The sequence below is a fragment of the Altererythrobacter sp. CAU 1778 genome (assembly GCF_054482795.1).
This window is the reverse complement of the sequence record NZ_JBTLRP010000001.1, coordinates 1,709,553-1,734,093: the sequence shown is the minus strand read 5'-3', so window position 1 is coordinate 1,734,093 and position 24,541 is coordinate 1,709,553. Positions and strand designations below refer to the sequence as shown.

The 24,541-nt window shown below is 61.2% G+C and carries 18 protein-coding genes and 1 pseudogene; 9 read left to right on the top strand and 10 right to left on the bottom strand.

Annotated features, from left to right (window positions below; all coding sequences use genetic code 11):
• Positions 1-575: 575 nt before the first annotated feature.
• The 6 genes from ACXYN8_RS08190 to ACXYN8_RS08165 all read left to right on the top strand — a co-directional run bounded on the left by ACXYN8_RS08190 (position 576) and on the right by ACXYN8_RS08165 (position 6,588).
• A complete protein-coding gene (locus ACXYN8_RS08190; RefSeq protein WP_458888871.1) occupies positions 576-1,076 on the top strand; it encodes a helix-turn-helix domain-containing protein in 501 nt (166 codons plus the stop codon).
• Between the two features lie 5 nt (positions 1,077-1,081).
• Positions 1,082-1,627: a hypothetical protein gene (locus ACXYN8_RS08185; RefSeq protein WP_458888870.1), complete on the top strand. Its 546-nt coding sequence runs from the start codon at positions 1,082-1,084 to the stop codon at positions 1,625-1,627.
• A 724-nt stretch (positions 1,628-2,351) separates the two neighbouring features.
• On the top strand, positions 2,352-2,780 hold the full coding sequence (locus ACXYN8_RS08180) for a hypothetical protein (protein ID WP_458888869.1): 429 nt from the start codon (positions 2,352-2,354) through the stop codon (positions 2,778-2,780).
• A gap of 3 nt (positions 2,781-2,783) precedes the next feature.
• The gene (locus ACXYN8_RS08175) at positions 2,784-3,203 is read left to right on the top strand and encodes a hypothetical protein (protein WP_458888868.1); all 420 of its coding nucleotides are present in this window, start codon (positions 2,784-2,786) and stop codon (positions 3,201-3,203) included.
• 34 nt (positions 3,204-3,237) lie between these two features.
• Positions 3,238-4,461: an HlyD family secretion protein gene (locus ACXYN8_RS08170; RefSeq protein WP_458888867.1), complete on the top strand. Its 1,224-nt coding sequence runs from the start codon at positions 3,238-3,240 to the stop codon at positions 4,459-4,461.
• A gap of 9 nt (positions 4,462-4,470) precedes the next feature.
• Positions 4,471-6,588, top strand: a complete 2,118-nt coding sequence (locus ACXYN8_RS08165) for a peptidase domain-containing ABC transporter (protein WP_458888866.1) — start codon at positions 4,471-4,473, stop codon at positions 6,586-6,588.
• A gap of 269 nt (positions 6,589-6,857) precedes the next feature.
• On the opposite strand, the gene ACXYN8_RS08160 is transcribed toward ACXYN8_RS08165, so the two are convergent.
• The 7 genes from ACXYN8_RS08160 to ACXYN8_RS08130 all read right to left on the bottom strand — a co-directional run bounded on the left by ACXYN8_RS08160 (position 6,858) and on the right by ACXYN8_RS08130 (position 18,870).
• Positions 6,858-9,713 carry a M16 family metallopeptidase gene (locus ACXYN8_RS08160; protein ID WP_458888865.1) on the bottom strand — a complete coding sequence of 952 codons (2,856 nt, stop codon included), beginning with the start codon at positions 9,711-9,713 and terminating at the stop codon, positions 6,858-6,860.
• A 587-nt stretch (positions 9,714-10,300) separates the two neighbouring features.
• A complete protein-coding gene (locus tag ACXYN8_RS08155) occupies positions 10,301-11,794 on the bottom strand; it encodes a tryptophan halogenase family protein (RefSeq protein ID WP_458888864.1) in 1,494 nt (497 codons plus the stop codon).
• Entirely contained in the window at positions 11,791-12,822 is a 1,032-nt protein-coding gene (locus ACXYN8_RS08150) for a cupin-like domain-containing protein (protein ID WP_458888863.1), read from the bottom strand. The genes ACXYN8_RS08155 and ACXYN8_RS08150 overlap by 4 nt, the downstream gene beginning before the upstream one ends.
• Positions 12,815-13,531, bottom strand: coding sequence for a SapC family protein (locus ACXYN8_RS08145; protein ID WP_458888862.1), 717 nt, complete (start codon positions 13,529-13,531; stop codon positions 12,815-12,817). Before ACXYN8_RS08145 ends, ACXYN8_RS08150 begins: the two co-directional genes overlap by 8 nt.
• Positions 13,528-15,051, bottom strand: coding sequence for a tryptophan halogenase family protein (locus tag ACXYN8_RS08140; RefSeq protein ID WP_458888861.1), 1,524 nt, complete (start codon positions 15,049-15,051; stop codon positions 13,528-13,530). The genes ACXYN8_RS08145 and ACXYN8_RS08140 overlap by 4 nt, the downstream gene beginning before the upstream one ends.
• Before the next feature lie 122 nt (positions 15,052-15,173).
• On the bottom strand, positions 15,174-18,194 hold the full coding sequence (locus ACXYN8_RS08135; RefSeq protein WP_458888860.1) for a TonB-dependent receptor: 3,021 nt from the start codon (positions 18,192-18,194) through the stop codon (positions 15,174-15,176).
• Positions 18,195-18,408: 214 nt separating this feature from the next.
• A complete protein-coding gene (locus tag ACXYN8_RS08130; RefSeq protein WP_458888859.1) occupies positions 18,409-18,870 on the bottom strand; it encodes a response regulator in 462 nt (153 codons plus the stop codon).
• A gap of 212 nt (positions 18,871-19,082) precedes the next feature.
• On the opposite strand from ACXYN8_RS08130, the gene trxB reads away from it, so the two are divergent.
• Entirely contained in the window at positions 19,083-20,066 is a 984-nt protein-coding gene (trxB, locus tag ACXYN8_RS08125; RefSeq protein ID WP_458888858.1) for a thioredoxin-disulfide reductase, read from the top strand.
• Positions 20,067-20,069: 3 nt separating this feature from the next.
• Here trxB and ACXYN8_RS08120 read toward each other — a convergent pair whose 3' ends face one another.
• The 3 genes and pseudogenes from ACXYN8_RS08120 to ACXYN8_RS08110 form a co-directional block, all read right to left on the bottom strand.
• Complete coding sequence (locus ACXYN8_RS08120; RefSeq protein WP_458888928.1) at positions 20,070-20,501, bottom strand: MAPEG family protein; 432 nt, start codon at positions 20,499-20,501, stop codon at positions 20,070-20,072.
• The gene (locus tag ACXYN8_RS08115; RefSeq protein WP_458888857.1) at positions 20,498-20,947 is read right to left on the bottom strand and encodes an MAPEG family protein; all 450 of its coding nucleotides are present in this window, start codon (positions 20,945-20,947) and stop codon (positions 20,498-20,500) included. Before ACXYN8_RS08115 ends, ACXYN8_RS08120 begins: the two co-directional genes overlap by 4 nt.
• 56 nt (positions 20,948-21,003) lie before the next feature.
• A pseudogene (locus ACXYN8_RS08110) lies at positions 21,004-21,965 on the bottom strand (threonine ammonia-lyase).
• A 192-nt stretch (positions 21,966-22,157) separates the two neighbouring features.
• Between ACXYN8_RS08110 and ACXYN8_RS08105 the strand changes: the two are divergent.
• Positions 22,158-23,369: a saccharopine dehydrogenase family protein gene (locus ACXYN8_RS08105; protein WP_458888855.1), complete on the top strand. Its 1,212-nt coding sequence runs from the start codon at positions 22,158-22,160 to the stop codon at positions 23,367-23,369.
• The gene (locus ACXYN8_RS08100) at positions 23,369-24,541 is read left to right on the top strand and encodes a carboxynorspermidine decarboxylase (RefSeq protein WP_458888854.1); all 1,173 of its coding nucleotides are present in this window, start codon (positions 23,369-23,371) and stop codon (positions 24,539-24,541) included. The genes ACXYN8_RS08105 and ACXYN8_RS08100 overlap by 1 nt, the downstream gene beginning before the upstream one ends.

The following is a 24,541-nucleotide window of genomic DNA, read 5'->3' as shown; positions in this document are numbered from 1 at the left end:
GTTCATCTCTCGACTCCTCGGTTGAAGGAGCCGGAATGATCGGCCTTGTTCAATCTACTCGCTACGGTCTTGCTCTGGCGTAACCCGCGCCGCCAGCACCCCTCCCGCGAAGCGGGTTCGTGCAACGGCCCACTTGCTGTCGGGCAGCTCCTGGGAAAAGCAGTCAGTCGGCAAAGCGCCCCAATTCAAGTCGTTCGTGGACTGAATATACACACCCAAATGCGGCCGTTCTCGTAAGCTTACAATGCGCGCAAGATGAGCTGACTGGGGCGGGCGGCACGGAGGACGACATTGCTCAGAATCAGCCACTGTCGCCATCCTGATTCGCTGGAATCTCGCCGACCCTCCCTGGACAAAAATGACCAGGGGCTCTTCATACTGTGATAGCGTGATGCGCCACGGATTACTTCGGATATGCGGACGTGCTTCTTCGGTGGACATCCATGGCCGGGGCGGCTGGACCCTTGTGTCCAGGGGTATGGACACCTATGTCCAGGGGGCGAACCCCTCGCGCGTCTAGAAATTCCAGGATTTCCAGCGCATCTGAGCTGCAATCTATGCAGGAGTTTCTGGTGATGGTCAAACCTACAAACAATGTCGTGGCGCTTCGCCCGCCCAAGAAGGAGTCGAAGAGCGGGCTCGAGAAGCGCTGGTCTAAGGAGGTTCTCGAGCCCGGCTTCACGTTCGTGCCCTCGGTCATCCTGCGGGCGCAGGCGCGTCTCCATATCGACGCCACCGAGCTGGCGGTGCTGCTCCACCTGATCGACCATTGGTGGGAGGACAACACCATGCCGTTCCCGTCCAAGAAGCGGCTGGCCGAGCGCCTGGGCGTGTCGGACAAGACGGTGCAGCGTGCGATGAAGCGGCTCGAGGACGAGGGGCTCATCAAGCGCGAGCGGCGCAGCCATGCGAGCGGCGGTCAGGCGAGCAACCGCTATGATCTCTCGCCGCTGGTCGAGAAGCTGAAGCCGATCGCGCGCGACATGGTCGCGGCACGCGACGAAGCGGCAGCGACGCGCCGCGCAGCGTCGCGTCCAGGGCTCAAGCGCCGGCCAAAGGGCGACGCCAAGAGCTGATCCCGATGGCCAAATCGTTCTTCCCAACGCTTCTCATCGACGGGGCGCCCGTCAATTTCGATCATCTCGAACCCTTCCAGTTCGTGATGGAGACCGAGGTGCGCCCCAAGGGCGCGGTGATCGACGTCCGTTTCTCGAACCACTGTTTTTCGGAAAGCTATGACCCTGAGCTTCATCCTGAGCCGGTCGTCGATGTCTGGGATCGCGGTCAGCGGCGGGTGTTTAACCAGGCGCGCTACGATCTCTCTTTCGGTTTGCGGGGGATCATGGAGGGTCTGCCGAACGGGCCCGTGTACCATACGCCCGAAGCCAATTTCGTGCGCATCGTCGCGCCGGGAGGCAACGGGGCGGACGAGTACCGCGTCTATTTCAACGCCAGGCGCGGCGGGGGGCGTGGCGACTGTGATGTTTCGCTGTTCGTCGAAAGCGCCTATACGCCGGATTTCGAGAAGCAGGTGCTGAAGCCGGCGCAGATGACCAAGGTCCGGTTCGCGTTGCTGGTCGACAAGACCATTCGCGGGGAAAAATTACGGTTTCAGTACAAAAGGTAGGGGCGCCCGAAGGCGCCCCATAAAAGTCACTCGATGGCCACTTCGGCTGTTCGCCTATCTCCGCGTCACGCGAAGGCCCGTGAGGGCGGGGGAACGCTGTTGGCGTGTTACCGCCGCAACCGATCCGTCGTTCCGGGAGGACACATAGGTCCAGGGGATGAAGAAATCAAGAACCCCATAGAGGACAGCAGTGTCCAGGGGGCGATCTATCGCACTCAAGGACCGGTCCCCCGCACCCGTATCGAACTGAGCGAGAGAACGCGAAAAAAGACCACTGTGTTCGCGATCTGGCCCACTCCATTGAAATGACGGTAGGCTCCTTTCCTTACGCAGCGCCGGAATGCAGGCATTCTGCATGCGGCCCAATGCCTGCTAGTCAGCTTTGCGCCCCAATCTCGGTCGTTCGAGCCCGCTCGTAATCTTCCCGAAAGCTGCCGTTGATCGGGCGCTGGCCTAGCGGCGGCTTTGCGCCCTAGAACCGGACACGAAGTTGTGACACCCGCAGTGACACGGAAAAGCGCGGTTGTGGATCAAGTGTCAGAACCGTTCGGTTTCGACACTTCGGCAGGATCGAGTACGAAGGGGTTGCAAGGAGGTTGAAGATAGGTCAGGTTCTTATCCGGAACAACGGGTCGCACTATGGATCCCTCGATTCAGAAAATGGCGTTGAAGGCCTTGGGGATGGGCTTCCTATTCTCGTGTATACTGACGCTATTTCACGTTCTTGCGGGATCGACTGATTTTGAATTCACCCTATCGCGATTCTTGTTTCGCTTTGTTGTCTTCGCAGCGCTGGCCTTCGTATGGATGGTTGCTGAAGACTATTTTCAAACGAGAAGGAAGAGAAGATATGATTCAGGAACTTAACTTTGACGAATTGGATACCGTCAACGGCGGCGTTGGCCCTGTCGGTGGGCTCATTGGCGGTGTGATTGGTGCGGTTGCCGGCGCTGGAGGTGCCGTTCTGAGTGCAGGCATCCGTGGCGGCAGCGCATCTGCGGGCGATATCGTTCAGGGCGCAGTAGCCGGAGCCGCGGCTGGTGCTATTACGGGCGCAACTGGTGGAATGGCCGGCGTGGTCGCGGGCACCTACGGGGCGACACTCGGTGCCGGTGCTGCAGCTACGGTGGCTAAGGTCACGACTGGCTCGTAATCAATGACGAACGATAACGCAGAAGATGATAAAGAGCGGGCGGCTTATGTTGGAGTGATGTTTGTTGGACTAGTTCTGATAAACCCGCTTCTCCACGCCTTTTCAATATTCGATAGTTTATCTGTGTTTGAAGGAATTTCCGCCGGCATTTATGTCGGCGGAATTTTCGTTTGTGCGATTGTGGCGATAAATGTTTTCTATAATTATTCTCAATATACGCCACAGAGAGATTCCACAAAACGGATTTTCTTCGCTTTTTCTGTGTTATTTTTCATCGTTGGAGCGTTGATTTTGATCACTGCTGACGTGGTTTTGTTATCTAGCACTATACAAAAAGTTATATTCGCCTTGGCGGTTATATTTCCGCTCTCATATTTCTCTTATTTTGGCTTTAAAGTTAAATTTGGCTTTTCTGCGACTTAAATTTTTACCATTTTAAGTCATTGCGAGGGCAATTGTGTTTAGAGAGGCGGCTGTTCGGAATACTAATTCTTCCATCTCCGGATCAACTCGCATTGATGTTCCTATTCAATGGCAATTAATCGGCTATTTCATTTTACTTTGCTTGATAATTGCACTGGTTTTTCTGACATTTGCGAAGTATTCGCGTGTTGAGATCGCCCTAGGTGCGATTACTCCCGACAAAGGCATATCCACCATCCTTCCTACACGAGCTGGCACGGTCGTCGATTTCGCCGTAAGAGAAGGACAGCGCGTTCACGCTGGTGACCTTCTCGCGCAAATCCGCACGGAAACAGATAGCAGTCAGAATCTCACGTCCTCCGAGCGAATTCAACGTGCAATCGCCCGCCAAGACGCAAGCCTCGCATCGCAGATGGATGCCACCAATGCAGCAGCCTCTGCACAGCAAAGCCAGCTTGCCGCGCAGCAAGCAGGTTTGCGCTCCGAAATCAGTCAAATCGAGTCACAAATCACAATCCAGGAAAACCTGATCGAGACGGCGCAAGCCGACCTCAGCCGCGCACAGGAGGTGGCCGAACGGGGCTTCATCAGTCAGCGTGACCTCCAAGTGCGCGAAGAAACATTGCTCGCCCGTCAGCAGGGACTGTCGCAACTGAACCAAAGCCTTTCGGCCAAACGCTCAGCCCTTACAGAATCTGAACGCTCATCGGCATTGATAGCGGCGCAGTCCCGCGCTCAATCGGCTGACCTCGCCGCTGCACGCGCTCAGGTCGGACAACAAGCGGCCAGCGCAGAAGGCTCTCGTTCATATGGCATTCGTGCACCAGTTTCTGGTATAGTAACAGCACTTACTTCTCGAGTTGGGCAACCTGCAAATACGCAAACTCCTCTAATGGCGATCGTTCCCGCAGGCGCGGAATTGCAAGCCGAGTTGGCCGTTCCCAGCTCGGCTATTGGGTTCGTAGAAGAGGGACAGGAAGTGAGTCTCGCGATTGATGCGTTCCCCTATCAACGGTTTGGCACCATTAAGGGCGAAGTTCTGACCGTAGCCGAAAGCGCGCTCAGCCAGCAGGGCGCGAATGGTGAGGTCGTATCGGTCTATCCCGTTCGTGTGAAACTTGATTCCGCTGCGGTTACCGCGTTTGGTCGCAGCGAGCCTCTGGTTGCGGGTATGACGCTCTCGGCGCGGATCGTCACCGAAAAGCAATCGCTGCTCGAATGGCTGTTCGAACCTCTCTATGCCGTAAGACGGCGATAGGGAGATATCATGCTCGATATGGGGTTCTTCACCCGTTCGCGGGTGCGGCTTGTTCGTCAAACCGAGATTGCGGAGTGCGGTTTGGCATCATTGGCGATGGTCGCCAACTACCACGGCCTTGATATTGACCTCGGCACATTGCGTCGCCGCTTCGCTCCATCTTTGCGTGGGGCACCCCTGCGATCCCTTATAGGCCTTGCCGACAAGATTGGGCTGACTCCTCGCGCGGTCAAACTGCCGCTTGAGGAGCTGAAGAACCTCCATAAGCCCTGCATCCTGCATTGGGATATGAACCACTACGTGGTGCTTGAGCGTGTCCGAGGCGACAAGGCGCTCATCCACAATCCCGATGGCCGTTCGACCAATATGCCAATGGATGAAGTGTCCAAGCATTTCACCGGCGTTGCTCTGGAGTTGCGGCCAAGCGATGATTTCGAGGGCGGCAAGCACCGTGAGCGATTAAAACTTTCGCAGCTCTGGCGGCGCATGACCGGGCTTAAGCGCGCGATTGGGCAGGTCCTCGTTCTCACTCTGGTGCTGCAAGCCTACGTACTGGCCTCGCCCTATTACATGCAGGTCGCCATTGATAATGCCCTGCCGGCCTTGGATCTGGATCTCTTGGCTGTCCTGGCGATCGGTTTCGGGTTGTTCACACTTATCAATGCGGGAGCGGCATTGCTGCGCTCGTTCGTGTTGCTGGTGGCCGGGACCACGCTTGGGTTCACGCTCGCCTCTAACGTGGCACGGCGCCTCTTTCGTCTCCCTGTCGATTGGTTCGAGAAACGCCATACCGGCGACATTCTTTCGCGTTTTCAATCTATCGGTCCAATACAGGAAATGCTGACCCAGGGCGCGGTTGCGGCTATTGTCGACGGACTGATGGCGGTCCTGACGCTGGCTCTGATGTTCTGGTATAGGCCGCTCCTTGCCGCGATCGCGATAGTGGCCTTCGTTCTCTACGGCATCGTGCGCGCCGTATCGTTCTCTTTCGAGCGTGAAGCGCAGGAAGGCTCGATCATCATGGGAGGCAAGGAACAGTCGACCCTCATTGAGACGCTGCGCGGCATGACGACATTGCGGTTGTTCGGTCGCGAGACTTTGCGCCATGCCCTGTGGCAGACCAAGCTGACCGACGCTGTCAATTCCGACGTCCGCCTTGCGCGTATCGGGATTTGGCAGGGAACCACGAACCGCCTCATTTTCGGACTGGAGAATATTCTCACGATCTACCTCGCAATCAGCTTCGTCATCGAAGGAAGCGGGTTCAGCGTGGGTATGGTGTTCGCTTATATGGCCTACAAAGGCCAGTTTATCGGGAAATCGGCAGCCCTTGTCGACACTGCAATAGCGTTCAAGATGCTTGGTCTGCATCTCGAACGATTGTCAGATATTGCTCTTTCCGATGAAGACCGAAGTTTTGGCGACAGCCTAGACCGCGAAACCGAACTCAAGGGTCGCATTGAACTGCATGATGTGTTCTATCGCTACGCGCCTAGCGACCCGCTCGTGCTGGAAGGCGTGAACCTGACTGTCGAACAAGGAGAGTTCGTCGCCATTACCGGACCATCTGGAGGCGGGAAGTCCACGCTCGTGAAACTGCTCCTCGGTCTTGTTGAGCCAGAAAACGGCGAGGTATTGGTCGATGGCCTTCCACTCAATCGGTTCGGCTACAAGAGCTTCCACAGCCAGATTGCGGCAGTGCTGCAGGAAGACAGCCTGTTTGCAGGGACACTTGCTGACAATATCGCCCTGTTCGATGAAAGCGTCGACATGGAACGTGTGGTGGGGGCAGCGATTGCCGCGTCGATCCACAGCGATATCGAGCAGATGCCGATGCAATATGAAACCTTAGTCGGTGACATGGGGTCGACCCTGTCGGGCGGACAAAAGCAACGTGTGCTGCTTGCCCGAGCGCTCTACCGGCAGCCCAGAATACTCGTGATGGATGAAGGCACGGCGCATCTCGATACCGAGCACGAGCGCGCGGTCAATGAAGCCATATCGGCGATGGGAATCACCCGCATCATCATCGCCCACCGTAGGGAAACCATCGAGGCGGCCGAGCGCATACTGGTGATGGCGGGCGGACAGTTACACGAGGTCCAGTTGGAGCCGTCAGAAACCTGAGACCATGGCCGCTACGGGTCTTGGCGCAGCCCTAGGCTATCGCTCACAAGCCGGCATTCTGCCGCTCCAGCGCTGTCAACCGCCCGCCCGACCGCAGTGCGATCGCGTCGGTCGGCTGCTCGCGGCAGTCTGTATGGACGTCGCATAGAAACGCGCGCAGCTTTTCACGACATCAATGGTTGCGAGTCCACTACTCTCTCGCGATGAAGTTTAAGATGCGTTGTCGATCGGACGGCGGCTGCGCTTTGATTTCCATGCACCATGTCCATCTATTCAGGAACGACCCGTATCTGCCGTGCCTGCCCCGCCCTGAGATAATGCGCGGCTACGCGCTGGAGTGTCTGGGGAGTAAGAGCGTTTAACGCGTCCAAGCGCTGCCTCCGCCGATCAAGCTCTTCTGGGTCACTTTGCGCCATGGCAACCAAACCTGTCCAGGCACTGTTGATGTTCTCCGCTCGCTCGAACCCTTCGCGGATCGGGCTGCGCGCCCGTTCCAGAAGGTCGGCCGACACCGGCTCGCTCGTAAGGCCTGCGGCGATCTCTTCGATGATCTCGGCGGTCCTGTCCATGTCCTGAGCCGGCGTGGTGACCAGCGCCGTGATATGGCCGAACCCGTCATAGGTCGTGGTCGAAAAGCTGAACGCCTGTGGCGAATAGGCAGCGCCCAGTTCCTCGCGCAGAATTTCGGTCATGCGCAGATTAAGGACACGGGCCAAGATGTCGCGTGCCAGATCGTCCGACAGGTCGTGCCCGTCATCGGTCGGCCAGCTGAGCGAGAGGACCCCCTGATCGTCCTGCCCGGCGTGGGTCAGCATAATCGGACCGGCCCCCTTCGTGAAGGATACGGCGCGAGGCGGCTCGCCGACCTCGACGCGTTCGGGCCGCGCTGGCAAAGCGCCAAGGGTTGCCGCCACCGCTTCGATGGCCGCATCCTCGTCAAAATCGCCGACAAGGCCAAGAGCCACGCTTCCCTCCGTTAGCTGCGGTTCGATCGCTCGTCGCAGATCTGCGAGGGACAAATTGGCAAGCGAAAGCGGATCGGCAACGCCGAGGCGCGCGTCCCCGCCGCTTAGAACGGCATTGAAGGCATTGCTCCAGACCTGGATCGGCGCTCCGCGCAGGTTTTCGACCAAGAGCGGCGTCACCCCGGCCAACTGGGCTTGCGTCTCATCCCGGTAACTTGTCGCGGTCAGACGCGCCGCTAGGAGCTGCATCTGCAGGAGCAGATCGTCTGGTGTCGTCGCACCCTCCGATACAAGCCCCGCATCGTTCGCGGTCAATGTCAGCTCGACCTGTCGGCCCGCCAGCGCACGGCGCAGCTCGTCCGGACCATGCGCCTCGAACCCGTCGATGCTCGCAAAGATGGGCAGCATCAGTGCGAGTCCCGACAAGTCCGATGGGAAGGTCGAGGATCCGGACCCGACGCGCATGACGAAATTGATCTTGCCCGGCTCGAACCCGGTCCGTTTGAGGTTCAGCTGCAGACCGTTCGCGAACCGGATCGTGCGAATGCCGAAATCCTCGATCCTCTCATCCGCGACAACTGTTCCCGGTTCGCCCCAATCCGTATAGGCGAATGCGACCGTCTCGGCTTCTTCGGGACGTGCGACCGCGACTTGGGCGCTCGTCGCAAGGGCGGCGGCGATGGCCTGCATTCCCCCTTCGACCGGTGTCTTGGTGGACAGGTGAACGATATCCGGCCCATCCACGAATGCCCGAGCGAAAGCCGCGCTCGTCGTCTCCGCCGTGATGGAGGGCGCGATCTGTCGATAGAAGGCGAGATCGTTTTCCGGCGTCGTGACGACCGCGTCGGTGAGGCTGGCGGTGATCAAGGCGTCTGCGAGGCTCACGCTGTCGCGTCCATCGGCCTGCGCGGCGGCGTTGCGCAGCGCGGTTTCGACACCGGCCTTGATCTCGTCGACTTCGCTCTGGGTGAAGCCGTATTGAGCGGCTCGTCGCAACTCGCGTTCCGCCAGTTCCAGGGTCGGTTGCCACTGCCCGTCCTTCGCCACGATCAGGAGACCGTAGGCGGTGGCTGTGCGGAACAGGGGCTGCTCGGTCACTTGTCCGCCAAGTGTCGGAGAGTCCGCGCTGCGGGAGAGCTCGTTGATCCGGTTGGCGATCACCGCCCCGGCGATGGCGCGGAGCACTTCGTCCCGCGCTCTTGCGACCGTGTTATCGCTCGGACTCCATTCCTCGATCGTCTGGATCTCGATGATTTCCGGCGTCGCGGGATCGACGAAATTCGAAAACGTCGGCGCGGCGCGATCAACCACAGGAACGGTGTAAGGCGCGCGCGGTTCGCCCTCACCCTGCCAGTCGGCGAAGACCTGCGCGATCTTCGCCTCAATCGCGTCAGGGTCGATGTCGCCGACCACGACAAGGGTCGCGCGGTCGGGACGGTAATAGGCCCGGTAGAACGCCTGAAGTTCCTGCGCGGAAATCCCACGAATGCGCTCGGCATTTGCCGTGACCCTGTCACCAAGCGGCGTTCCGGGCAGTGCTGTTCGCAGATAATCCGCCGCGCGGCGTCGGTTGGCATCGTTGCGGTCCTGCGCCTCGCGAAGGATGACGCCGCGTTCCCGCTCGACCGCCGCCGGATCGAATGTCAGGCGACCGGCCATCTCGCGCATTACCATGAACGCGGTATCGACTGTTTCGTTATCGGTATTGGGCAGGCCTAGCTTATACATGGTGTAGTCCAATGACGTCTCGGCATTCGTATCCGCACCGAACGCAAGGCCGAGCCGTTCGAGCATCGGCAGCAGTTCGCCTTCGGGAATGTTCGTCGATCCGTTGAACGCCATATGTTCAACGAAATGCGCGGCCCCATTTTCGGCATCGGTTTCGTCCCGTCCGCCGACCAGCAAGTTGAAACGTATGACTGCCTCGCCCGGCGGGGTCGTGTTGCGCCGGATCGCATAGCGCATGCCGTTAGGCAGCGTGCCGAAAACCACGCCGGGGTCGGCTTCGAAATCGGAACTAGTGATACCCCATTCCGGAATGCCGCCAGACGATGCCGGCTCAGCGGCAGCTGCTGTCTCCTGGGAACATGCCGGAGCCGGCGGTGCCCCGATGGCGACCGCTAAGGCGATCGAGGACACGAGTATGGAATGAATGCGCATGATTAGACCCCGTGTTTTCTAGACTTGCAACTTGAATTAGCGATCGCGCTGTTGCTGATAACCGATAATCGATCAACGACAGATGTCACAGCACAATAAGCGAGTTGCCCTCCAACGCGTCCGGTGCCTGCCCCGCATTTTTCCTCATACGAAGAAATCGGGTATGCGAGAGCGGCGGATCGAGGAGTGGCGCTGTGCGATTGAACGGAGCGGGACGATGCATGATCGATGTCCGCACTTTCCGCCACAACTGAAACGTCTGCTAGTCAGAAAAGTTGCTCCGCCTTTGGAAGGTTTGCAATTGAGGTCGCTTGCCGAAGGGCAGCTTTCCGCAGTTTTGCAACTGGGACCGGACAGTCCGAAAGCGGCCCAACTTCCGCCGTTCAATGAGGCGGTTGAGCTGCCAGTTTTCGCACATTAGTCGGCCGATCGCACCCTTGTAACGGTTTGGCGCAAATTCGGGATTCTGGGGGTATCGGTGGGGGTATTTTCCAAGAGTTGGGCGGAAAAAACGATCAATGTCAGAACGTTATATGTTCGCTATATGTTCCTCCTCCGCTACCAAAATTCCCACTTTGCAGAACTTTCTATGCCTCGGTGGCCTTGCAGTACTGCGCGAGGTAAGCCTCGTGATGAGGTAGTCCGGCGACTGTCTTCGTCACGTTCTGACGCAGCGTGGTGAGGAAGCGGTCGATTTCCTCGTCGCTCATCTTGCCTGCGACCGGGTGATGCGCGTGCGGAGTGATTCCCTGGCCCATCATGACCTGCACCCAGCTGTTTTCGACGAACAGTTCGTCATTCTTGCGAAAGACCCGCCCGGTGTCGCGGAACAGCTCGATCTTCTGCTGCAGCGTGTCTGGCACCTCCATCGCCGCGCACTGACGCCAGAAGGCGCTGTCGCGGCGGTCGGTGGCCTTGTAGTGCAGGATCAGGAAGTCGCGCACCTGGACCATGTCTGTAAGCTGCTGGTCGTTGAATTCGGCAACGTCGCGCTCGCTGATGCGGCCCGATGGCATCATCCGGATGAGGCGCACCACGGCACGCTGGATCAGGTGGATGCTGGTGGATTCGAGCGGTTCGAGGAAACCACTCGACAGTCCGATGGCGACGCAATTTCGGTGCCACTGTTTTCGCCGCGCGCCGGTACGAAAGGGGATCGCGCGCGGTTCGCTGATGGGTTTGCCCTCCAGCGTCGACATCAGCCGTTCGCGCGCTTCGTCCTGCGATAGATAGCGGCTGCAGTAGACGATCCCGTTGCCGCCGCGATGTTGCAGCGGAATGCGCCATTGCCACCCTGTATCATGCGCGATGGCGCGGGTGTAGGGCAGCGGCGGTCCGGTCAGCTCGGTCTGAACGGCAATGGCGCTGTCGCACGGCAGGTGGTGGGTCCAGTCATCGTAGCCGACATGGAGCGCACCTTCGATCAACAAGGCGCGAAAGCCCGTGCAATCGACGAACAGGTCACCTTCGATGCGGCTGCCGTCTTCAAGCGTGATGGCCGCGATGTCGCCGCTTTCGCCGTGAAGGTCGACGCTGGCGATCTTCCCCTCGCGCCGCGAAGCGCCTGCCTTCTCCGCGACGTCGCGCAGGAACGCCGCATAGGCCGTCGCATTGAGGTGGTAGGCATAGTTGAGGCCGTTATCGGGCAGATGCGCGAACTTGCGCGCATAGGCCGCCTTTAGCTCGAGGCAGTAGTCGTCGTAGCTCTGTTCGTGCCCGCGCGCCTTTCCCTCGGCCCAGAAATGCTGAAATCCGGCGGACCAGTGGTCGCGGCCCGTCGTCCCGAACGAGTGAAAGTAACTCTCGCCATCCACGCGCCAGTTCTGGAATTCGATGCCCAGTTTGAAGGTCGCCTGCGTTGCGCGCATGAAATCGGCTTCCTTCACGCCGATCAGACGATTGAACAGGACCAGCGGCGGGATCGTCGCTTCGCCAACGCCGACGGTGCCGATCGCATCGCTTTCGACGAGCGTAAGGTCGACTGCCTTTCCCATGGTATGCGCGATTGCGGCAGCGGCCATCCACCCGGCGGTGCCACCGCCCGCGATCACGACGCGCATCGGCGTTTGCTGAAACGTCATCGGTTGAGTGCCCTCAGAAGGAATGCGCGAATGCTGCCAGCGCCCTCGGCCGTGAGCGGGGCAAGGATGCCGCGCGCCTTTTCCGGGATGTGCTCGGTGACTTCCGGCGGGTTGTCGAACACGTAATGGTCGAACAACTGGCGCCAGAAAGCGCGCTCTTCGCGCGGAAGGTCGCGCAGGGCGAGGATCGCATGGTTGAGCGCCTCCTGCGGCTGCCCGAGGAAGGCGGGCGTGTCACGCCACCAGTAATTGACGAGAATGTTGAACGGCTCCAGCCCTTCGACATGGTGCCACCACATGGACGGGATGTAGACGGCATCACCCGGTTCCAGCTCGACGACCAGCGCATGGCGCAGCGCATCCGCAAAACGGGGATAGGCGCCGAAATCGGGCGCGTGGAAATCGACCATGCTCACGGCCCGACCGGCTGGCGTGTTCTCCAGCGGACCGATGTAGAGGTTGGCGAATTGCTCGGGCGGGAAAATGGTGAACCGCCGCCGCCCGACGGCGCAGCAAGCGAGATTGCGCGGAAAATCGTTGTGCGCCGCGATGCGCGTGTCCGTGCCGATCCATATGCTTTCGAGCGGTTCGCGATCCGCAACCGGAGACGGGTTGTCCTCCACGAGGCCGTCAAAAAACAGCTTCATGTCGACAGAAGTCAGGTAGATTGCGGGGGCGTCACTGCGGCCTTCATTGTCGTCGAAGCCGCGGAATATGTCGGCGAGCCTGCCTTTCGCTGTGCGAAAGTTCATCGCGTAGTCGTCGTCGTAGAACAGCCTCCCGTCCCGGCCGGGCTGTCCGATGGTCACGGTGAACGGGGCGGGCCGGGCGCGTTCCAGCAGATATTCGCGCGCAGCCCTGGAGGACGTCCTGCCGGCCTTGATCAGCGGCCAGTCCCGAACGAGGCCGCGCACCACGAAGGGGCGGTCGGCGCTATCGAGCAAGTCGGAAAGTGCCGCGGGCGAGCTTGCTTGCCGCTCCTCCACCGGCGTCATGTCGTCGAAAATACTGGCGGCCGCACTAGCCACGGGCGAGCTTTGCCTCCTTGCGCGCAATCAGGTCGGTGAAATGGGAGAGCGAGGCGAGGGACATGAAAATCGGCATCAGGTGACCTTCGGCGTGCAATGCGCCGAGCGCCTCGCCATCGAGGCTGCGCAATTTGGCTTCGTCGATGATGTGGAAGCCGACCAGCGCCTGTTTCGATCCGTCGCTCAGAGGGACGTTGAGGGTGAACGGCTCGAGCAATTCGTAACGGGCAAGGGCGGCGAAGAACGCACCGCTTGCCTCGAACGCGGAATGGAGCAGTCCGAGCTTGTCGGCGATGCCTTCCAGATACGGTGTCGCGCGGCCGGTTGCGTCGAAGACGCGCGTGCCCTCGCCGTTAGGTGAGATGCGCGGGTGATCCATGTCGACATGGACCTGCCCGTCGCCTTCGCCACTCGCGGGTCGGCCGAACAGGAAGGGCTGAATGTCGATCGAGAGCGGGCGGTAGGCCGCGTCCCAATTCTCGCCTTGCAGAAACAGGTTCTCCCCGTTCTCGAAACCGAACAGCGCCAGCGCGGAGAAGTTACCCTTGTCGTCGCGGCGAAAGACAATGGGATAGTGCGCCTGCAGCTTGCGGAATTCCTCCGGCACAGCCAGCGCGGCCATCACCGCGTCGCCACGGTCCGCGCTGGCGCCCGTGTGCACGCGCAGCTCGGCGTGATCGTTTGTATTGAGGATCTGGTGGTTGCTCATTGCTGGACGGCTTCTTCCCGTAATGGATTGAGTGCATCGAAATAGGCGCGGTTGGTCGGCAGTGCTGCCGCCAGCGCGCGCGCCCGTTCGGCGGTTTCCCGAACCTGCGCGAGAGCAGTATCCGAAGGCGTAGGCGAAGCGCAGGCAGGTGTCGGCCACCCCATGCCGTAGAGCACGTATTGCTGGCTGGCTGCGGAGAACATCTCGTCCACTTGCGGGAGGTCGATGGTGGAAGGCGGATGGTCGCGCCAAAGGGCCAGCTGCTCCTTCAGCGCAGGCGGAAGGGTCGCCGGGTCGCGTTGATCCCGCCAGTAGTCGCCGGATCGCTCGCTAAGGACGTAATGCAGCTTGAGAAACTCGACCACGCGGTCCCAGCGATAGCGGAACAGCCGGTTGAACCGCGCCGCGTGCTGCGGAAGAGCTGCGCGCGATTGCGGAAAGTGGTCCGCTAAAGCTTTCACCGACAGTTCGATCAGGACGATGGCCGACGCTTCGAGCGGTTCGATGAAACCGGCGGAGAGGCCGACGGCGATGCAGTTGCCCCGCCAGAATTCGGCCCGGTGGCCGGTGCGAAACTGCAGCAGGCGAGTTGCGATCGAGGCTGCATCGGCGCCCGGCACCTTGTCCGCGATGTAGCTGGAGAGAATGTCCTTCGCCCGGTCATCGCTCAGGTGACGGGAGGAATAGACGCAGCCGATACCGCGGCGGTTCGGCAGGGAGATGTCCCACAGCCAGCCCGCTTCATGCGCAGTCGCGATCGTCTGGGAAGCGATTGGGCTGTCGGACGCCGTCGGAACCTGCACTGCCAGCGCGCGATCGTTGAACGAGGTGTCGGAACGGTCGACCCATTCCGTCCCAAGTTCTTCTCCGATCAACCGCGCGGCCATTCCGGTGCAGTCGAGGAACAGATCGCCGGTCAGCGCACCGCCGTCGCGCAGCGTCAGGGCAGCAATGTCGCCGCTTGCCCGACGTTCCACGGCAACCACGACATCGCGCTGGTGCGTCACGCCGAGCCGATCGACAGCGTGGCGGCGAAGCAGGCGCGCGAACTTGCCCGCATCGAGATGATAGCCGTAGTTCAACGCTCCGGCGTAGCCTGGCATCGCGCGTTGGCGCGGCGCGAGATCGGCATCGCAAACGGCCGCTTGCGGGGTCGCGGCATGGGCGAAGTCGCTCTTGCCAGCAGCAGCCAGCAATTCACCGACATCGCCCTGCGGCGGAGGGGTGAAGGGGTGGTAATAGCGGTCGCCCGCCGATCCGTCCTTCCATCCGTCGAAGCGCGTGCCCTGCTTGAAGGAAGCATCGCAGGCGGTCAGAAACTCTGCCTCGTCGATGCCAATGGTGGCGAGGGTCTGCCGAAGTGTCGGCCAGCTTCCTTCGCCGACGCCGACGGCCGGAATGTCGGGCGCTTCGACCAGGATAATCGCCAGACCGGGATGCCGCGCGGCAAGGTAGGCAGCGCTCAGCCAACCGGCTGTGCCACCGCCGACGATCACGACTCTCCCGAATTCCGTATTCATCCTGCTGGCCTTCTAGCCGCGAATTCGCTCCCGGACAAAAAGAGCCGCATTGCCCGTGCAGCAACGCGGCTCTCTTGTCCGGCGGAGAGAGACGGGGGACTGTGTCCAGCCCCCCAGCCGGGTTACCAGGTGAAGCGCACGCCGCCGGCGTAGCGCGCATGGCCGGGCGCTGCGAAATACACCGCCTGATCCGCACGCCGGTGGCCCTTGCGGTCTTCGTTCAGCAGGTTGATCGCCTCTGCGAAGATGGTCACGCCATTGTCGAACTCGTAGCTCGCGCTGGCATCGACCTGGCCATAGGCTTCGACGATGTACGGGTCGAAGTCGTAACCGGCGAGGAACTCGTCACGCCAGTTATAGGCAACGCGCGCCTGCAGGCCGTTCTTGTCGTAGTAGAGCACTGCGTTGGCGCTGTCCGACACGCCCGTCACGGCGAACTGCGGCTCGGTATAGCGCAGCGTGCTGTCGTACGAAGTGTCGCTGTTGACGACGGTGTAGTTCAGGATCGCCCCGAAGCCGGTGTCCCAGAAGCTGTGCTGGATCGCGAATTCGAACCCGTCGAGATTGGCCGACTGGTCGCTGTTGTCCGGCTGCGTGAAAGTGAATTCCAGTGCCGGATCGCCGGGCGCGCCCAGCAGCCCGACCGGATCTCCGTTCCCGTCGAACGTGACGAGATCCGGGAAATTCACCGCGGCGTAGTTCAGGATTTGGTCGAATGTCGCATTGGCACCCAAGGCTGCCCGCGCTGCCTGCGCAGCCGCACCCTGGCTCGGGTTGGTCAGGCCGAAAGCCGGACCCTGTGTGGTCGAAGTCGTGATGAAGTTGGTGACGTTCTTGTGGAAGTAACCGACCGAAATGTAGCTTTCGGGCCCGTAATACCATTCGCCCGAGACATCGATATTCTTCGACAGATACGGGATCAGCCCCGGGTTGCCGGCGCCCCCGGTGCTTCCGCCATTGGGGCGGGCAGGGGAGTTGACCGTCAGGCCGCCATTGAGCTGGTTATAGGCTGGTCGTGTCAGCGTGTGGCTGTACGATGCGCGCAGCACCACGTCCGCGATCGGAGAAATGTCGAAGTCGACCGATGGCAGCCAGTTTTCGTAGCTGCCCTTGAAGGTGGTGAAGCCCGCTTCGCCGCCATCGTAACGGATGGCGATTTCGTTTTCCGACGACTGCTCCGTCCCGGTCGGGATCGGAACCAGCGCGGACGAGGTCACGTCGGTGACTTCGTAGCGCAAACCAAGCCGCAGATGCGCTTCGTCGGCGAGAATATCGAAGCTGTGGAGCGACTGGATGTACGGTGCGACCGTCTTTTCGTTGAGGCGACGGTCCACGGAATATTCCGCAAGGCAGCCCACCCCGGTCGGCGTGCCGACGAAGGGAGTGGTGCAGATGCCGAGTTCACGGTCCAGCAACTCGATAAGGTCTTCGGTCGCTATGTCGTAATAGGTCGAGATGATGCCGGCGGCATCCGACCCGCTCATCCCGGCAAGATTGTCCGACACGCTGCGAGGAATGAAGAAATCGTCCGGCGTGTCTTCCGCGCTCAGCGTGCCGCCCCAGGTTTCGTTCTGGAGGAAGCCGTAAGCCGTGCGCACCTTGTTGTCGGTGTAGGTGACGCCGAAATCGAGGCTTTCGATGAAGCCCGCGTCGAAGTCATATCCACCGCGGAAGGTCGCTTCGATGATGCGATCCTTCATGTAGGCATTGCGGAAGGCGTTGCCCGAAGGACGAATGTTTGAAGGATCGATTTCCGAGCCCGGATACATGTCGACCGAGATGACCGGCAGGTCGGTGGTGAAATCGGTGTTCTGGCTCTGCACCCCGAAGATCGCGGTGCCGACAGCGCTGTTGCTGCCATAGGGCGAGGTCGGCTTGGACACGGCGGTCGAGTGATGACCGTCGAGCACGAAGCGGAAGCCGCTGGGATGGTTCCATTCCAGGTTGCCGCCGATGGAATGATTGATGCTGCGATTGGCCGCGACCGCGCCGGTGATGGCGAGGTCCTTGCCATTGTCACCGATCGTCGGGTTGGGTGCGCCGAAGTTTTCCGAATAGAAGTTCGGGCCGGCGACCGGTCCGTCGGTCCAGCTCGAGCTGACATCGCCGTGATTGTACCACACGCCGATGCTGCTCGTCCGCGCGTCGATGGTATTCTGCGAGAATGTGTAGTCGAGCGTTGCGTTGAACTGTTCGGACGGCTGCCACTGCAGCACGGCCTGGCCGTTGATACGCTCCCGATCGATGTCGGTGAAATCATAGGCCGTGTTCTGCGGCACCTGATAGATGTCGTCGCCTTCCGGACGGTTCTCCACATTGGCGTAGCGCGGATCGCCGGGGAACGGGAGCGACCCCCAGTTGCCTTCGCTCGCCAGATAACCCTCGCGCCAGCCGGCGCCGAACTGCGAAAGGCTCGCCTTGCGGCGCTGGTAGGAGCCGCTGACCAGAATGCCGAAGGTGTCGTCGGCAAAGGTGTTGCTGACGATACCCGAGACTTCCGGTGTGACCTTCGTGTCTTCGAACGTGTAATCGAGCACGGCCTTGGCGCCGATGCTGCCCTGGAAACCGGGGCGATCGAGGGGGCGCGGCGTCTTGATGTTGATCGTCGAACCGATGCCGCCCGTCGGCAGCGATGCGCGGCCCGACTTGTAGACCTCGACACCTGCAATGCCTTCGGAAGCGAGGTTGGCGAAATCGAACGAACGCGAGGCCGGGGCCGAGCAGCAATCGCCGAGCGACGATGCCGGCATCTGACGACCGTTCAGCAGCACGAGGTTGAAGTCGGGACCGAACCCACGGACCGTGACCTTGGAGCCTTCGCCGCTCTGGCGGTCGATCGAGACACCCGTGATGCGCTGGAGCGACTCCGCGAGATTGGTGTCTGGGAACTTGCCGATGTCTTCCGCGCTGATTGCGTCGACGACGCCGATCGCTTCGCGCTTGATGTTCATCGCGTCCTGGAGACTGGCGCGGATGCCGGAGACGACGATGACGTTCTCGTCATCCGAGCTGCTGGCGGCTTCCTGCGCGGAATCGGCCTGCACTGTGTCCTGTGCCATAGCGCTCGACGCGCTCATGCCGAGGGCGACGACGGACGCGCCGGCCATCCACACGGCAAGATTCGGCTTGCGGCCAAAGTTCATCAGTGATTCTCCTCCCAAAACATGCACTTGATGTGCATTGCAACTTTTGTGAACGTTCACCTAAATGATAACGTTCACTTGGTCAATTGCATCGTCTTGACCGGGGGGGTGGGAGGAGGTCAGGGATAGCCCGTTGCAACCGTGAGAGCGATCGCAATGCGCGAGGAAGTCTGCGCGCCGCGCGAAGGGTTGCAACGGGTGCGAAACTGTTACGTCAGAAGACCCGTCGCAGATGTGGGGCGCTTTCCGAACCCGCGCCGGAAGAGCGACGCAACTCTTCCTCCAGCGCGCGGTGTTTCTCGCGCTCGGCACGGGCGTCGAGCAGGCGCTGGACCTTGTAGGTCAGGTCTTCCGGTCGGAACGGTTTGCGGACGTAGTCCTGCGCGCCGTTGTACCGGGCGGCCTCTTCGTCAGCGATGCCGTTCATCCGGGTAAACATGATCACCGGCAGGTCGTAATGATAGGCAGACCCGCGCAGCTCTCGCAGGAATTCGCCCCCCGTCACGCCGGGCATGTCGTGGTCGAGAAGCAACATGTCGGGCCGTCGCCACTTGAGCAGCGCGCGCGCCTGTTCCACCCCCGTCACCCAGCCGCAGGCATGACCCGCTTCCACGAGAATATCCGATGCAAGTCGGGCGATCAGTTTGTCGTCGTCGACAATGATTATCATGGCCATGGCGTGCGATCCCTTCGGGGCTGGTGTGGGCCGAAACATCGACACTCTTTCACGGCAGGGCTACGAACGCCTGAATGTGCCGCTAGGGGCAATTACGCAGCCGCTCCTGCGCGCAGATGTGGATGAGTGATGCGGGTGTGGCGTGACTCGCGCGCATCGCTTCCCATATAGGCGGGACTTTGCACCCCAGGACGACAGAAGGCTGTTTCATCATGGCGACCCATTCCACCCGCATGCTCATCATCGGATCGGGCCCGGCGGGACTTTCGGCGGCAATCTATGGCGCGCGCGCCGGGATGGAGCCGATCGTGGTTCAGGGACTTCAGCCGGGCGGGCAGCTGACCATCACGACCGATGTCGAGAACTATCCCGGCTTCCGCGACGTCATCCAGGGTCCGTGGCTGATGCAGGAAATGCAGGCGCAGGCCGAGCATGTCGGCACGCGGATGATGTGGGACACGATTACGGAAGTGGACATCGCGGGGGGCTCGCCCTTCCGCGCGAAGGGCGACAGCGGCGATGAATACGTGGGCGACGTTCTGGTGATCGCCACCGGCGCGCAGGCCAAGTGGCTGGGCGTTCCGGGCGAAGCGGATCTGGGAGGCAAGGGCGTGTCGGCATGCGCGACATGCGACGGCTTTTTCTATCGCGGCAGGAAGGTCGCAGTGATCGGCGGCGGCAACACTGCGGTGGAAGAGGCGTTGTACCTCACCAATCATTCCGACGACGTGACGCTGATCCATCGCCGCGACGAGCTTCGCAGCGAGAAAATCCTGCAGGATCGCCTGTTCAAGAGCAACAAGATCAGCACCATGTGGAACAAGACGGTGAAAAGCTTCGAGGCGGGCGAGGACGGGATGCTCGATCACCTCGTGCTCGAAGATACGCAGACGGGCGAGCTTTCCACACTGCAGGTCGACGGGGCCTTTGTCGCGATCGGTCATGCGCCCTCCACAGAGCTGTTCAAGGGCAAACTGCCGATGGACAAGACCGGCTATCTGATCGTCGAGCCCGGAACGCCCAAGACCGAAGTCCCCGGCGTGTTCGCCTGCGGCGATGTGATGGACCACACCTATCGTCAGGCCGTGACGGCGGCAGGCACCGGCTGCATGGCCGCGCTCGATGCGGAGCGCTTCCTCGCTGGCCTCTCGGTCGACCTCTCCGGCCATGTGGAAGCCGCAGAGGCCGCCGAATAAGGCCTAGTGAAACACCGCGATCGCGGCGTGCAAAACCAGCGCAATCAGTGCCAGTGACGACAGCATGAAAATCGCGAAACGCAGTGCGATGCGATTGACCGTTGCCTGCACCAGCGAATGGGCGACGCGCAGCGCGACGTAAATCCATGCGATGATCGCATTCCAGCCATCGCCCTGACCGACTATGGCGAGGGTGATCGCAATCGCATAGAACACCGTCGGCGCTTCGTGGAGATGGTTGTAATTGTCCGCTTTCCACTGGACGTCCTGCGGCAGCACGCCCTTCAGGTCCGCCCCGGTCCCTCCGCGCAGGGCGCCGATGTCGATCTTCGCGCGGCGCATGGCAGGCAGGCGGGTTATATACATCCATAGCCACATGACCATCGTCCAAGCCGCCAGCGCGACGACCGGGCCGAGCGTTCCCATCCCGATCATGCTGCCACCGCCGGACCGGCGAACAGCGTCAGGGCGAGCGCGCGCCATGCCAGCACGACCAGCGCAATCGTCGAGACCACGAAGAGCATGAAGCGGATGGAAACGATATTGACCATCGCTTGCCAGATCGAGTGGACAATCCGCAGCGCCACGTAAATCCACGCGACAAAGACATCGAAATCGGAGCCGCCCATCATCGCAATGATCACGACGACCGCGTAGAACAGGGTCGGCTGCTCCATGAGATGCGCGTAATTGTGCGCTTTCCAATTGATGCGATTATCGAGCACGCCCTCGAGGTCTTGTCCCCTGCCACCGGGTTTCGCCTTGCCAATCCCGCCGGTCGCCTTCGAAAGCGCTGGCAGGCGCGTGCCGGCCATCCACAGCAGCATCACCAGCGACCACGCGATCAGCACCGCGGCGGGTGCGAGTATCTGTGCCTGCATCGTCAATTCCCCCTACAAGCGACCCGGCGGGAGACTGCGTCGGGCAAATTTGATTGTCAATTGCAACCGATCGCGCCGACGACCGAGGCGAACTGCGCGGGATCGACGTTTCCGCCGGTCAGCATGATCACGGTGTCCGCGTCGAGCGGGACTTTGCCCGCAAGCGCGGCCGCCAACGCCGCGGCTCCGCCGGGTTCCAGCACGAGCCGCAGCTGCGAGAAGGCGAACGCCTGTGCTGCGCGAACCTCATCGTCCGTCACGCTGACGCCCCGTTCGGCGCGGCCCTGCAGGACAGAAAGGTTTATTGGCTTGGTCGCATCTGGTTGCAGGGCATCGCAAATCGTCGAGGGCGGGTTGGCTGCCGCGCGGACCACGCTTCCTGCCGCCATCGCCTGCCCACCATGTCCCAGCCCAATGGCTCGACGACATGGATTGCCGCGCGGGGGCAGGCGAGGGCGAGCCCCGCGGCCAGCCCGCCGCCGCCGCAACAGGCAATGAAGCGTGAAGGGGTGTGGCCAAGCTGGGCCTCGGCTTCGATACCGGCGCTGCCCTGACCCTCGATCACCCACGGGTCGGCAAAGGCGTGCACCAGCGTACCGCCCTTTTCCGCGATCAGGCGCGCGGCGACCTCGTCACGGTCTTCTCCGGGCCGTTCGTAGAGCACGATCTCGGCGCCCAGCGCGCGTGTCGCGTCGAGCTTCACCTGCGGCGCGTTTCGCGGCATCACGATGGTTGCCTTGATACCGAGCCGCTGCGCCGCCCAGGCCACGCCTTGCGCGTGATTGCCGCTCGACACGGCAACTACGCCGCGCGCGCGTTCTTCCTCGCTCAATTCGGTCAGCCGGTGCCAAGCGCCGCGAATCTTGAACGCGCCGATGGGTTGCAGGCTTTCGCATTTCACGCGGAGCGTCACGCCGCGGATCGTCACCGGAAACAACGGCGTCGGCGGCAAGATCGCAGAGACCTTCTCCGCCGCGCGCAGGACGCCTTCGCGCGTTGGCGCACGCGACGCAATCACTGCGAACGTGCCTCAGGATGAAACACATGGAACACAGTCCTGAGACTGGAACCGGAAGCGGGCGGGCGGGGGAATCTCATCGCCCGCCTTCATGCGCCAGCGCGATAACATAGGAAAGCATCGGACCGTTTATTTGCCCCGCGCATTCCCCTAATGCGCCCGCAACAGCGAATCCCATTCGGAGAAATCCCCATGTCCACAGTCCTCGTCATCGGTGCCGGCGGCGTCAGCTCGGTCTGCGTCCACAAGATGGCCTTCAATCCCGACATCTTCTCGGAAATCCATCTCGCCAGCCGGACGAAGTCGAAGTGCGACGCCATCGCCGCAAGCGTGAAGGAACGCGCCGGAGTGGACATCGCAACGTATGAGATCGACGCCGAGGAAGTGCCTGCGATGGTCAACCTGATCCGCAAGGTCGGACCCGAACTGGTCGTCAATCTCGCCCTGCCGTATCAGGATTTGCCGATCATGGACGCCTGCCTCGAAGCGGGCGTCGACTATCTCGACACCGCCAATTACGAACCCAAGGACGAGGCGAAGTTCGAGTACCACTGGCAATGGGCCTATCAGGACCGCTTCAAGAACGCGGGCCTCATGGCGCTGCTGGGGTCGGGCTTCGATCCGGGCGTGACCAGCGTCTTCACCATGTGGCTGAAGAAGCACAAGCTTAAGACCATCCGCCAGCTCGACATTCTCGACTGCAACGGCGGCGATCACGGTCAGGCCTTCGCCACCAACTTCAACCCGGAAATCAACATCCGGGAAGTAACCGCGCCCGCACGTCACTGGGAAAACGGCGAATTCGTCGAAACCCCGGCGATGGGCAAGAAGGTCGAATTCGACTTCGAAGGCGTCGGCCCGAAGAACATGTACATGATGTATCACGAGGAGCTGGAAAGCCTCGCCAAGTTTAATCCGGAAATGGAGCGCGCGCGCTTCTGGATGACCTTTGGTGATGAATACATCAAGCATCTCACCGTGTTGCAGAACGTCGGCATGACGCGGATCGACCCGGTGAAGTATCAGGGCAAGGACATCATCCCGCTGCAATTCCTCGCCGCCGTGCTGCCCAAGCCCGAAACGCTGGGCGAAACGACCAAGGGCAACACCAATATCGGCGTGATCGCCACCGGCGAGGCGCTGGATGGCTCAGGCGAGAAGACGTTCTACATCAACAACATCTGCTCGCATGAGGCGGCTTACGAGGAAACCGGCAATCAGGCGGTGTCCTATACTACAGGTGTCCCTGCGATGATCGGTTCGGCCATGATGATGACCGGCAAGTGGGCAGGCGACGGCGTCTTCAACATGGAACAGATGGACCCCGATCCGTTCATGGAAATGCTGAACGCGCATGGCCTGCCGTGGCAGGTTGAGGAGCTGGACGGCCCGGTTCAGTTCTGATGGAAACCAAAGCCGGCGATCCGGGCGCCTTCGCCCAATTCGATCTTTCGCGCGTAGATAGCCCAGCCTTCGTCGTCGATGCGGCGAAGTTGCGGGCGAATTGCCGCGTGCTGGCGGAAATCCGCGACGAGGCGGAGATCAAGATGCTTGCCGCCTTGAAGGCGTTCTCGATGTTCTCGGTCGCGCCGATCATCGGGGAGTATCTCGATGGCGTCTGCACCTCCGGTCTGTGGGAAGCATTGCTCGCCGCGGAACATTACGACGGCGAGATCAGCACCTATTGCGCCGCCTACAAGCCGGAGGACCTGCCCGAGGTCATCCGCCTGTCCGACCACGTGATCTTCAATTCGCCGCAGCAGATCGTGCGGGCGAGCGCGATGATCGAGCACGCGCGCGCGCGCGGCGAGACCTTCGATGTGGGCCTTCGGATCAATCCGATGGTGCCGACCGGCGAAGTGCCGCGCTATGATCCTTCCAGCCCCGGCAGCCGCCTCGGCTTTCCGATCGACCAGCTGACGCCAGAGCACATGGAGCTGGTCGACGGCATCCATTTTCACAATCTGTGCGAGCAGGACTTCGAGCCACTGTCGCGGACCTGGGACAAGGTCTTCGACGCGATCGAACCCTGGTTCGGGCAGCTCAAGTGGATCAACATGGGCGGCGGCCACCACATCACCCGCGCCGATTACCAGCGCGAGGAGCTGGTGGAATTCCTGCGCGACGCGAAGGAAGATTCCGGCGCGGAAATCTACCTCGAACCGGGTGAAGCGGTGGCGCTGGATGCCGGCATACTGGTGGGCACCGTGCTGGATACAGGAGTGAACGAAGTGCCATTTGCGATCACCGATGTTTCCGCCACCTGCCATATGCCTGACGTGATCGAGGCGCCCTACCGCCCGGCAATGCTGGGGGAGGGTGGCAACGGCGCTGCGGTGCGGCTGGGCGGTCCTTCATGCCTCGCGGGCGACATCATCGGGGATTACCAAGTGCCGGGCGGGGCGGAGGTCGGTACGCGCTTCGCCTTTCTCGATCAGGCGCATTACTCGATGGTCAAGACGATGACCTTCAACGGCGTTCCGCTTCCCAGCATCTGGCTGTGGGACAGCGAAACCGACCAGCTCGAACAGATCCGCAAGTTCGGATACGAGGACTTCCGCGATCGGTTGAGCTGA